The sequence below is a fragment of the Pseudoduganella sp. R-43 genome (genome assembly GCF_049913255.1).
Classification (GTDB): domain Bacteria; phylum Pseudomonadota; class Gammaproteobacteria; order Burkholderiales; family Burkholderiaceae_D; genus Rugamonas.
The window spans coordinates 4,423,966-4,436,311 of the sequence record NZ_CP183988.1; the positions used below are offsets into that span (position 1 = coordinate 4,423,966).

Sequence of the window (12,346 nt, forward strand, 5' to 3'; positions counted from 1 at the left end):
ATTCTAAGGCGTAAATTTAACATATTCGGAGCTTGTGAAGATTACATTTTTATATCCCATTGCGTGCATCGATTTCCCAAGAGGAGTCTGCCACACAGCATCCGCAGGGGTAGCCCCCGCATCTCTGGCCGCCCGAAAAGCTTTAAGATTCGTCAACCCGAGTTGTGCCGATACTGAGTTTACGTCATTTATACCGGCAGCTTCAATCGCGTTTGAAATCATCTCGCTCCCCACGCCACGACCAACTATAGAAGTCTCGTACCAATGGATGAATAAATCGCCGTTAGTTGAATTGAAGGTCCCGAGCAAATTGCTTCGTGCCGCAACACTATTCACAACTGCGCCTGTAGTCTTATCAAACTTTTGCCGTGAAGTCAGTTCGATCTCTACGGTAGTGCTCAACGGCTTCACTGAGGTTTCATAATTCAACCCCGTGCGATTCGCTGGAATGAAGCCACTTCCCTCATTTCCTCCAGATTCCGCTGCACCCAGTTTTCGAGTACCAGCGTCTTGCGAGCCTCCTGACGAAAGGCCACCCTCCCCAACGTTATCGTTACTCTGCAAGCCAGAAAGCGATTGCCCTGGCTCTCGCAACGCGACGGAGGGATTGACCGCGTTCTCCGCTGAATCAATAGCCGACGAATTACCTGAATTTGTTGAGGTCGGAACCGGCTCAGCATTTGCCTTAGGTAGTTGCAAGCTCGCTTTGGTAACAAGGTTTCCGCCCTTCGAGTCAGAAACGCCGTTAGCCACTGACCGCGCGTCAAGCTCACCCAGCGGAATAACGCTACGGCCGAAATCATTGAACGTCAGCTCAACAGGGACAACCCTGCTTGCGTTCGAAGCGTCGGCAATGGCTCCAATCGCTGCAGGATTTGCTGTTTGAGCTCGAATCGCGGACGAAGAACTCGTCGGACTCGAAGTCTGCTGCTTTGCTATTGCCGAAGAAGCAGCGGCCCGACCATCGAGAGTCGTTGCTACCTTGGTTACTGCTCCCGTTTGGGACCAACCCCATTTCCCATCCGCCATTTCACCAAGTAGCGATCCGTCTCTCCCCATCAATTGGGTCACACTTCTTGGTAACGCGGCACCATCTTCGGCCATACCTGCTACCAGCCTGGTTCCTGTTCCCAGCCCTCTCGTAAAGACGCCTGCTTCGGCAGCGACCGGAATGAGTGACCATGCGGATGCACCAAGTTGTTCAGGATCTTTTCGGTAAATAGCAAAGATAGTTGAAACGCCAGGCGCCGAGTCAATCATGCCGCCTGCATAGTGACCAGCAGTCGCAAGTGCGCCCTTCGTCACGACAGATCGCAGGAAATCGGACTTCGGAATATAGGGTGTTTCGATACCCATCGCATCGACGTTCGAGCCAAAAATCAGCTCTTTGGAGATGCCCACCACGTCCATGGCTAATTTCCCAGGCCCAGCTAAACTCCCCACCGTCATCTCATAGCCAGCTAATCCGAGGCCCTTTGCTGCCTTCCCAACCGGGTTGAACGTAAAGAAGCCTTCCTCCTCTCCAATGCTCTGCGCTTTTCCAGGAGTCCTGTTCGCCGCTCTTATGAGTTCGGCCACCTTCTCATCGTTTTCCTTCGACAGCGCGAGATATTTCCGATTGATGGCGGTCGCTTCCGTAAACGAACATTTGCCATGATTCCGCTGGGCGCAGAGCGCAAGCTCTTTGTCCTTTTCGTCCATTTGCTTCCGGCTCAAATTGTTGTTCTCGACAGCATTCGTCGCAATCTGACTACCGACTGCGGCATCAAGGAGACTACCGCCTGCGGTACCAGACATCAAAGCGCCAATAGCGCTCGATAAAGTGCTAATGTTATTTGCTTGTTCCGGCGTGAGCTTGTCACGTTGCAGCACTCCGTCGGCATCGAATGCTTGCGGATACAGTTCCTTTGTCAGCACCTGGGCCGCGAGTTCGCCTCCGCCGCCTGCCAGAGCACCACCTCCAACGCTGCCGCCGTTCGCATAGGCCAAGGCGGCGCCCAGCACCGCATGGCTCAAGTCCTGCAGCGTCTGGTTTTCGTTGCCCTCTTTCTTGAAGTAGTCGCCAATTTCAGCGGCAAGATATGGCGCGGCGGCGTTCGCCACGATTTGTGTGCTGCTTTGTCCGGCTACCGAGCCGACCAAAATGCCGGTGACAACGTTCAGCGCACGGCTCTTGTCGCCGCCGATACCCCACTCTGCCTGGACCTGTTTGGCGGCATCAATTGTTTTTTCTGCTTCCGCTCTTTGCTCGGCCGTGATATTCGGTTTTTTCAGCGTATCTTCCGCGTCTTTTTGCGCTTTCGCCGCACCGAGTGCGATGTCACCGGCGATCTGCTTACCGGTCGCAATCACGGTGCCCGTGGCTGCAGACATCGCCTGCTGATCCTTCAGAAGCTTCTGCAAATCAGGCAGTTTGTCGAGCGCAGTGTTGGCTTTGCTCGCATCGGTATTGATGCCCAGGTCCTTGACCGAATTGGTCGTCACGCCACCGATGGTGATCTTGCCATCTGTGACGGTCGCATAGGTGGTGGAGCTGTCGCTGCCCTTCTCCACCATCGGCAGGCCTGGCGCGACGTTGCCGTCCTTGGGCGTACCGAAGGCCTGCGTCTGCTGGCTTACCGGCAGGATGTTGCCATCTTCACCCCTGAGCAACTTGCTGCCGCCGCCAGTGCCGCCAGCCACGCTGACGTTGCTGGCCGAGTAGGTCATCTTGTTTTCGATGTTGGACGTGGTCAGCTTGTTGGTCGTCAGCTCGGAAGCGGCTGCATTGGTGCTGGCGATGGCGCCGCCTTTCAGGTCGATCGTATCGGCCTTGACGTGGTAGCCGCCGTCACCTGCGAAAAGGCCCGATTGCTGGCCAACGCCGGCGTAGGTGCCTTTGCCGTTTTGTTGAGACACGTTGCCCGAAGCACTCCACGCGTTGCCGATCGCGACCTGCACGCGTACACCAACGTTGGTCTGCTTGCTGTCGAACGCACTGGTGTCCTGCAGGCTTTCCACGGCCAGCTTGCCGCCAACGTCGGTGTTGATCGTGCTGGCCGTTGCCGTTGCGCCTTTCAGCGTCGTGTCGCCCTTGCTGCGGATGTTGATCGTGTCGGCTTTAAGCTCGGTGTTGTTGTTGATCGTGCTGTCGTTCTTGTTGTGGCCCTTGCCCATGTTGGCTGCGGCGTAGACGTACACGCCGGTCTGTGCACCGACCTGGAAGCCAACACCCGCCTCAACGCCAGAGCTCTTGTTCTTGCCGTCGCTGTGCAGCGTGCTCTGGCTGGCGTCCAGCACAATGTTCTGTGCTGCGTCCAGGCTCAGGGTCTTGCCGGCATTGAGCGTGGCCCCGGTGGCGTGGATGTCGCCGCCCGTGGCCGTCAGGCTGACGTTGCGGCCGCCATTGATGGTGCTGCCCTGCGCGGTGCTGTCGCTGCCGTTGCTGGAGTTGCTGCTGCTGGCGAAGCCGATCCCGGCCTCGCCCTTGACCAGGATGCCGCTGCCGGCGCCACCGGTCATGCTGTTGATCGCGCTGGCGGCCTGGTAGGCGTTGGCGGTTGCCGCCATGCGCTGCATCTCTTTCAGTCGTCCGTCGGATTTGCGCGCTGCTTCCACGTTGTTGGCCAGGTCAATCAGCGGTGAGCTGATGCGGGCGAAGGTGCCGATCTTCAGGTCGCTGTTCGATTCCTGGTGGCTGCCGGTGTTTTGCAGCGCCGTGATGTCGATCGACTTGGCGGTGATGTTGACGTCATTGCCGGCCAGGACGTTGCTCGACGCCTGGGTGTACTTCTGCCCTGCGGTCAGGTTCACGTCGCCGTTCAGGCTGGAGACGTTGGACGCCACCTGGGTCACCTGGTCGCTGTTGTCCTTGTGCTTTTCGTTGTGGTAGCCGGAGAAGCGCTCGGTGTCGGAAATGGCGACCTTGCCGATGGCCTTGTTGTTGCTCTGGTTGGCGTTGTGCAGCGTGTCCTGCGCGCTGGTGATGGTCAGGTCGCGCGCGGCGTTGATCGACAGGTTGCCTTCCGAGACCACGCTGGCGCCGGTCAGCGCGATGTCGCCGGTCTGCGTGGCCATGGTGGTGCTGCCGCCGACCGACAGCTTGGTGCCGGTCACGGTGTCGGTGGCGCCGTTGCCTTTGCCATTGTTGTTGAGCGAGCCAATCACCTGCGTCGAGCGCGTGTCAATACTGAAGCCCGACTTCTTGGTGTCCTGCGACCTGCTTTCCGTGTTGTGGGCCACGTCGAACTTGATGCTGTCCTTGGCCACCATCAGGGCATTGCCTTCGGCGCTGATCTGGGCGCCCTGGCTGGTGATCGAGCCGTCGGTGGCGAGGATGGTCAGGTCCTTGCCGGCAAGGAGGGTGCTGGTGCGCGCTTCGCTGGTGGCGTGGTTTTGCGTGCTGTTGGTCTTCTTCGTGCCGAACTGGGTGTTGACCACCGCCAGCGCAGCCGCGGCGCCTTCTGCCGCGCCTTCCGCTTTGGCGAACTCATTGCCGACGAAACTGCCGGACTTGGAGTTTTCGGTGCTGGTCTTGTAGGCGTCCTTGAAGGCAGCCAGAGGGTTGACTGTGAAGCCTACGCCAAAGCCGGAGGACTTGCCTTGGGTATTCACCTGGCTTTGCATGGTGTTCTGCGCTGCAGCCAGGTCGACGTTCTTGCCGATCAGGGTCAGGTTTTCATTGGCGGCGATGTCGGAGGCGACCACTTGCAGCGTTTCGCCGGATTTGAGCTTGACGCTGCCGTCCAGGGAGCCGATGCTGGAGGCGTGCTGCGTGACCGTCTCCTGTGCGCTTTGCGAGGAAGTGTTCGACTTGCCATAGCCAGTACTGAGGTTGCCCGACGAGTAGCTGACGCTGAAGCCGGATTTCTTCTCTTCCCTGGTGCTGGCTGACTTGCTGGTTTCTTCGGCACTGACGATGCTCAGGCCACCTTTGGCGTCGATGCTGAGGTCTTTGTCGGCCAGCACGGTGCTGGCCTTGATCAGGGTGTCGCCGCGCCCGGCCAAGCTTTAGCTGTGGCAAGATCGCGCCTTTCCAATCTCGAAGTTCTGCAATGGATTTGCTTCTTGCGATTGCGCTGTCGCTGAACCTGGCACAAATGATTACAGGCCGGCATTTCCTTTGGACTCTGATGCTCGCTGTTCGCCGTCCAAAGAGTGGTGGTCGCCGCCATCGTCGCATCAAACCTGCGCAGACCAATCGACGCAAACCGCAGTGGGTGGTGGATGCCATCATTCGCTTGAAAGCCTTGCAGCCAAAGGCCAGCAACCGCGTGATGGCAGCCCAGTTCAACAGGTTCTATGCGGCATCGCGCCGCATGACCGTTTCCAGCTCCTATGTCCACTACACCGTGCGGGATAACCAGTTGGCCATTCTGCGAAAGCGCCGCGAAATCAAAGCGCAGATCCCATCTAACCAGCCCTGCAATGCGATCTGGGGTATCGACATGAGCGGCAAAGTCGACGCAGCGGGCACGCTTCACATGATGTTCGGCATTCTCGATCACGGCAGCAGAAAAGCACTGTCATTGGTCACCCTCCCTAACAAAACATCGTGGACGCTGCTTGGGTATCTTTGCCTGGCAATTGGACGCTATGGCAAGCCTCTTGCGATTCGCAGCGACAACGAGCGTGTTTTCACTTCGCGCGTGTTTCAGTGGGCGCTGCGCGTTGCCGGCATTCGTCATCAGCGCATCAAGGCTGGCTGTCCTTGGCAGAACGGCCGCATCGAGCGCTTCTTCGGCACACTGAAGCAATCACTCGATTGTTGGCAGGTGGAGAACCAGCGCCAATTGCAAAACGCGCTTGATGTCTTCCGCGATTGGTATTGTTGCATTCGTCCGCATGCACATTTGGACGGTGCGACGCCAGACGAGGTTTGGCAAGGGGTAGATCCGCATCGACGCATGCCAATGCGCGTGGAATGGTTCGCGGCGTGGGATGGCTTGCTGACTGGGTTTCAAATACGCCGACGGTGATGTAGTTCGCAGTTTCTAAGAGTGACGGCGCTGTCCACAGCCGCCAGGGAGGCGATCGTCAATTCATCGCGAACTATGGTGATCTGCTTAAAAAGTGGACAAAAAAATGGCGCGATCCTCGTGGGCGACCGGCTCGTGCCAGCCGGCGTCCACGAGAATCGCGCCTTATTTCTGAGAAAACGGACTATTCCATTGGCCCGCTTCCCTTATTGATCATTTGGACAGGACACGCAGCGGACTTGGAAGATGGCCGCCAACCAGTTTGCCATCCTGTTTGGGGAACGTTTTACCAACGCGATCAATTAACTAAACCGCGACCCCGGCACACAAAATTCCTGACAGGTCCCGTGGGCGACCGGCTCGTGCCAGCCGGCGTCCACGAGAATCGCGCCTTATTTCTGAGAAAACGGACTATTCCATTGGCCCGCTTCCCTTATTGATCATTTGGACAGGACAGGACAGCAAGCATTGAGCTAGCTCACTCCTTTTTCCTTCAAATGCAATTGATACAGAACGTCGGAAAGAAGAATTATGTCTCTTGCAGCGTCACGTTCCAGCGACGGAAGTTCGTTACGAATAATCTCCGTCGCCATTTGAAAATCATCGACCTCTCGCGCTTTCATCTCGAGCTGTGTCGGGTAAATGATAAATCTATTCTGCTGAAGTCGGTCAATTACCCATTTCGTCTCACCTCCATAGCAACGAATGCCTTCTTGCATCAGTAAGAAGATCCGGTCAGCATCCTCGGGGTGCATATGAAATGAGGCATACAACAATGCCATTCCATCATCTGCACTCGGCCCTGCTCCAAACCATCCTCTTCGTCCAACCTCACTAAGAAGATCCATAAAGATCCAAGCCGCCGACGTTCTCGCACTATATGGACGATCTCCCATTGTTAAAATCCTTTCTTTTGCAATTGCGGTACCTTGGGGTTTTCAAGATCTGGATGATAAGTCCTCCACGACACACCTTTCTCATTGAGTGATTTCAGCATTTGCAGGTACTCTGCTTGCGGAACCGGCGAATTAGAGAGCAGTGGATCGTAAAAGTAGCGACCATCAGTGTAGACCGTATGATATGAGAAGTTCAGAGTTCCATTCGCACCAGGTACATTGATTCCGTTACCCATTTGCCAATCGTACTCCTTTGGCCATTTGGCATCGCGGCCTGAGAACACAACGAGTTTTCCTTCTCCTCTGGCGGCCTTGCTTAACTCAAGTGCACAATCTGTGCAGTAATAATCCTTCTTCATAATCAGGCTGTTTGACGCCAATAGCTCGCTTGCACCCGCATTTGGCATTTTTGTAGGGCCGGATAGTTCAGCTAGCAACGAACTTGAGTCAAATGAGTAAGTAATCTCGACAGGAGCTACCCTCTTAGAGTTAGCTGCCGAAGCAATTGCTTCAATTGTTTTCGGAGCCGAGTAGTTAGGGACGGCAGTTGACTTTTGTGTTGCCTTAGCAACAACAGGCTCGCCAGTCGATACTTTCGGACCACTTCCCACCCATACCCCTGCTTTCGCTTCAGAAGTCGCGGCGCCAGTTGGAATTTCCCAGAACTGCGGTGCGGTGCCCAGTTCACGATCTAAGGCCATCCTTGCCATGCGCTGCTCGCCAAGGAATGCTTCTCCGAGGGTACCCAAGTATTTACTCCCACTCGCAGCAAACCTTGCAGGAATTAACACCGATACTTCACTCCCCAATCCGAGCAACAGCCCTTCCGAGGTGCTCTTGGACACCGTGTCGTGGAATGATTCAGGCCGCTGAACGGGCCCGATCACTGACATGTTCAAATCTCGAATCGGCCCTTTATCTGTGCTGATGGCATAGACCACGCCTCCATACGAACCGCTCACCAGATTACCCATTGCACTGGCTTGCCCGGCATAGAAGTTGCACTGCACCTGATTACCCGAAAGGCAAGCCTTCAGCAAGTTGTCATCACGCTGTCGCGAGCGCGAAGTCAGTTCATCGCGCGTCTTGCACGCATTGCTGTCACCCGAATTACAAGCTACAACTGCACGTTCGTAGCGTTCTTTCTCCGACAGAGTTACAAGGTTCGGTTTTTTGTGATCGAGGTAGTTGTTTTCGACAGCGTTTGTCGCAACTCTTCCGCCGACGGCTGCGTCATACATGCTGCCACCGGCGACTCCGGACAGCAACGCGCCGATCGCGCTGGACAGCGCCGTAACGTTGTTTGCTTGCTCCGGCGTGAGCTTGTCACGTTGCAGGACTCCGTTGGCATCGAATGCTTGCGGATACAGTTCCTTTGTCAGCACCTGGGCCGCGAGTTCGCCTCCGCCGCCGGCCAGCGCACCACCTCCAACGCTGCCGCCGTTCGCGTAGGCCAAGGCGGCGCCCAGCACCGCATGGCTCAAGTCCTGCAGCGTCTGGTTTTCGTTGCCCTCTTTCTTGAAATACTCGCCAATTTCAGCGGCAAGATATGGCGCGGCGGCATTCGCAGCGATCTGCGTAACGCTTTGCCCAGCAACCGATCCGACCAGGATGCCGGTGACGACATTCAGTGCGCGGCTCTTGTCGCCCCCGACGCCCCACTCCGCCTGGACCTGTTTAGCGGTATCAATTGTTTTTTCTGCTTCCGCTCTCTGCTCTGCCGTGATATTCGGTTTTTTCAGCGTTTCTTCCGCGTCCTTTTGCGCTTTCGCCGCACCGATTGCGATGTCACCGGCGATCTGCTTGCCGGTCGCAATCACGGTTCCCGTTGCGGCCGACATGGCCTGCTGATCTTTCAGGAGCTTCTGCAAGTCGGGCAGCTTGTCGAGCGCGGTGTTGGCCTTGCTCGCATCGGTGTTGATGCCCAGGTCCTTGACCGAATTGGTCGTCACGCCCCCGATGGTGATCTTGCCGTCGGTGACGGTGGCATACGTGGTGGAGCTGTCGCTGCCCTTCTCCACCATCGGCAATCCTGGCGCGACGTTGCCGTCCTTGGCCGTGCCGAAGGCCTGCGTCTGCTGGCTTACCGGCAGGATGTTGCCATCTTCACCCCTGAGCAACTTGCTGCCGCCGCCAGTGCCGCCAGCCACGCTGACGTTGCTGGCCGAGTAGGTCATCTTGTTTTCGATGTTGGACGTGGTCAGCTTGTTGGTCGTCAGCTCGGAAGCGGCTGCATTGGTGCTGGCGATGGCGCCGCCTTTCAGGTCGATCGTATCGGCCTTGACGTGGTAGCCGCCGTCACCTGCGAAAAGGCCCGATTGCTGGCCAACGCCGGCGTAGGTGCCTTTGCCGTTTTGTTGAGACACGTTGCCCGAAGCACTCCACGCGTTGCCGATCGCGACCTGCACGCGTACACCAACGTTGGTCTGCTTGCTGTCGAACGCACTGGTGTCCTGCAGGCTTTCCACGGCCAGCTTGCCGCCAACGTCGGTGTTGATCGTGCTGGCCGTTGCCGTTGCGCCTTTCAGCGTCGTGTCGCCCTTGCTGCGGATGTTGATCGTGTCGGCTTTGAGCTCGGTATTGTTGTTGATCGTGCTGTCGTTCTTGTTGTGGCCCTTGCCCATGTTGGCCGCGGCGTAGACGTACACGCCGGTCTGTGCGCCAACCTGGAAGCCAACACCCGCCTCAACACCGGAGCTCTTGTTCTTGCCGTCGCTGTGCAGCGTGCTTTGGCTGGCGTCGAGCACGATGTTCTGTGCTGCGTCAAGGCTCAGGGTCTTGCCGGCATTGAGCGTGGCGCCGGTGGCGTGGATGTCGCCGCCGGTGGCCGTCAGGTTGACGTTGCGGCCGCCATTGATGGTGCTGCCCTGCGCAGTGCTGTCGTTGCCGTTGCTGGAATTGCTGCTGCTGGCGAAGCCGATGCCGGCCTCGCCCTTGACCAGGATGCCGCTGCCGGCGCCACCCCTCAGGCTTTCGATCGCGCTGTAGGCCTGGTAGCCGTTGGCGGCGGCCGCCATGCGCTGCATCTCTTTCAGGCGGCCGTCGGATTTGCGCGCTGCTTCCACGTTGTTGGCCAGGTCAATCAACGGGGAGCTGATGCGGGCGAAGGTGCCGATCTTCAGGTCGCTGTTCGATTCCTGGTGGCTGCCGGTGTTTTGCAGCGCCGTGATGTCGATCGACTTGGCGGTGATGTTGACGTCATTGCCGGCCAGGACGTTGCTCGAGGCCTGGGTGTACTTCTTCCCTGCGCTCAGGTTCACGTCGCCGTTCAGGCTGGAGACGTTGGACGCCACCTGGGTCACCTGGTCGCTGTTGTCCTTGTGCTTTTCGTTGTGGTAGCCGGAGAAGCGCTCGGTGTCGGAAATGGCGACCTTGCCGATGGCCTTGTTGTCGCTCTGGTTGGCGTTGTGCAGCGTGTCCTGCGCGCTGGTGATGGTCAGGTCGCGTGCGGCGTTGATCGACAGGTTGCCGTCCGAGACCACGCTGGCGCCGGTCAGCGCGATGTCGCCGGTCTGCGTGGCCATGGTGGTGCTGCCGCCCACCGACAGCTTGGTGCCGGTCACGGTGTCGGTGGCGCCGTTGCCTTTGCCGTTGTTGTTGAGCGAACCAATCACCTGCGTCGAGCGCGTGTCAATACTGAAGCCCGACTTCTTGGTGTCCTGCGACCTGCTTTCCGTGTTGTGGGCCACGTCGAACTTGATGCTGTCCTTGGCCAGGATCAGGGCGTTGCCTTCGGCGCTGATCTGGGCGCCCTGGCTGGTAATCGAGCCGTCGGTGGCGAGGATGGTCAGGTCTTTTCCGGCAAGGAGGGTGCTGGTGCGCGCTTCGCTGGTGGCGTGGTTTTGCGTGCTGTTGGTCTTCTTCGTGCCGAACTGGGTGTTGACTACCGAGAGCGCAGCCATGGCGCCTTCCTCCGCACCTTCCGCCTTGGCGAACTCCTTGCCGACGAAACTGCCGGACTTGGAGTTTTCGGTGCTGGTCTTGTAGGCATCCTTGAAGGCAGCCAGCGGGTTGACTGTGAAGCCTACGCCGAAGCCGGAGGATTTGCCTTGGGTATTAGCCTGGCTTTGCATGGTGTTCTGCGCTGCGGCCAGGTCGACGTTCTTGCCGATCAGGGTCAGGTTTTCCTTGGCGGCGATGTCGGAGGCGACCACTTGCAGCGTTTCGCCGGATTTGAGCTTGACGCTGCCGTCCAGCGCGCCGATGCTGGAGGCGTGCTGCCTTGCCGCCTCCGCGTCCAGCGAGGCTTTGGTCGTGGCAAGATCGCGCCTTTCCGATCTCGAAGTTCTGCAATGGATCTGCTTCTTGCGATTGCTCTGCCCTTGAACCTGGCACAATTGATTACAGGCTGGCATTTCCTTTGGATTCCAATGCTCGCTGTTCAGCGTCCAGAGAGTGTTGGCCGCTGCCACCGTCGAATCAAACCTGCACAGTCCAATCGACGCAAACCGCAATGGGTAGTGGACGCCATCATTCGCCTGAAAGCCTTGCAGCCAAAGGCCAGCAACCGCGTGATGGCAGCCCAGTTCAACAGGCTCTATGCGGCTTCGCGTCGCATGACCGTCTCCAGCTCCTACGTTCATTACACCGTGCGAGATAATCAGTTGGCCATTCTGCGAAAGCGCCGCGAGATCAAAGCGCAGATCCCTTCTGGCCAGCCCTGCAATGCGATCTGGGGCATCGATATGAGCGGCAAAGTCGACGTAGCAGGCACGCTGCACATGATGTTCGGCATTCTCGATCACGGCAGCAGGAAGGCACTGGCATTGGTCGCCCTCCCTAACAAAACATCGTGGACTTTGCTCGGCCATCTCTGCCTCGCAATTGGGCGCTATGGCAAGCCGCGCGCGATTCGCAGTGACAACGAGCGCGTCTTTACTTCGGGCGTATTTCAACTGGGACTACGCATCGCTGGCATCCGTCATCAGCGCATCAAGCCTGGCTGTCCTTGGCAGAACGGTCGCATCGAACGCTTCTTCGGCACGCTGAAGCAATCACTTGATTGTTGGCAGGTCGCGAACCAGCGCCAATTGCAAGCCGCGCTTGATGTTTTCCGCGATTGGTATTGCTGCATTCGGCCGCATGCACATTTGGACGGCGCGACGCCAGACGAGGTTTGGCAAGGGATAGATCCGCATCGACGAACGCCAATGCGCGTCGAGTGGTTCGAAGCGTGGGATGGCCTGCTGACTGGGTTTCGAATACGCCGGCGCTGATGTAGTTCGCAATTTCGAAGAGTGACGGCGCTGTCCACGGCCGCCGGGGCCGCGATCGTCAATTCATCGCGAACTATGGTGATCTGCTTAAAAAGTGGACAAAAAAATGGCGCGATCCTCTTGGGCGACCGGCTCGCATCAGCCGGCGTCCACGAAAATCGCGCCTCTTTTCTGAGAAAACGGGCTAGCCCGTACGCCCGCCTCCCTTATTGATCATTTGGACAGGACAGCGCGCCTTCCTACACAGCCTTTTTCACATTGCCCGAGTCAGAATTGC

General features: G+C 57.8%; 5 protein-coding genes. 2 read left to right on the plus strand and 3 right to left on the minus strand.

Translation table 11 applies throughout. The annotated features are described in order from the left end of the window. Nucleotides 1–3 precede the first annotated feature (3 nt). Nucleotides 4–4,986 carry a hemagglutinin repeat-containing protein gene (locus ACN9M3_RS20010; protein ID WP_426318423.1) on the minus strand — a complete coding sequence of 1,661 codons (4,983 nt, stop codon included), beginning with the start codon at nucleotides 4,984–4,986 and terminating at the stop codon, nucleotides 4–6. 47 nt (nucleotides 4,987–5,033) lie between these two features. Between ACN9M3_RS20010 and ACN9M3_RS20015 the strand changes: the two genes are divergently transcribed. Continuing rightward, nucleotides 5,034–5,957 (plus strand): integrase core domain-containing protein, encoded by a 924-nt coding sequence (locus tag ACN9M3_RS20015; protein WP_426318424.1) that lies wholly within the window; start codon nucleotides 5,034–5,036, stop codon nucleotides 5,955–5,957. Between the two features lie 473 nt (nucleotides 5,958–6,430). Here the strand turns inward: ACN9M3_RS20015 and ACN9M3_RS20020 are convergent, their stop codons facing one another. Then, nucleotides 6,431–6,853, minus strand: a complete 423-nt coding sequence (locus ACN9M3_RS20020) for a hypothetical protein (protein WP_426318425.1) — start codon at nucleotides 6,851–6,853, stop codon at nucleotides 6,431–6,433. Between the two features lie 2 nt (nucleotides 6,854–6,855). Continuing rightward, nucleotides 6,856–11,208, minus strand: a complete 4,353-nt coding sequence (locus ACN9M3_RS20025) for a hemagglutinin repeat-containing protein (protein WP_426318426.1) — start codon at nucleotides 11,206–11,208, stop codon at nucleotides 6,856–6,858. Between the two features lie 105 nt (nucleotides 11,209–11,313). Between ACN9M3_RS20025 and ACN9M3_RS20030 the strand changes: the two genes are divergently transcribed. Beyond that, on the plus strand, nucleotides 11,314–12,069 hold the full coding sequence (locus ACN9M3_RS20030) for an integrase core domain-containing protein (protein WP_426318427.1): 756 nt from the start codon (nucleotides 11,314–11,316) through the stop codon (nucleotides 12,067–12,069). Nucleotides 12,070–12,346 lie beyond the last annotated feature (277 nt).

What these genes read in the sequence shown, in the direction of transcription:
- ACN9M3_RS20015 (WP_426318424.1), top strand. Translation starts at nt 5,034, where the DNA reads ATGGATTTGCTTCTTGCGATTGCGCTGTCGCTGAACCTGGCACAAATG.
- ACN9M3_RS20020 (WP_426318425.1), bottom strand. Translation starts at nt 6,853, where the DNA reads ATGGGAGATCGTCCATATAGTGCGAGAACGTCGGCGGCTTGGATCTTT.
- ACN9M3_RS20025 (WP_426318426.1), bottom strand. Translation starts at nt 11,208, where the DNA reads ATGCCAGCCTGTAATCAATTGTGCCAGGTTCAAGGGCAGAGCAATCGC.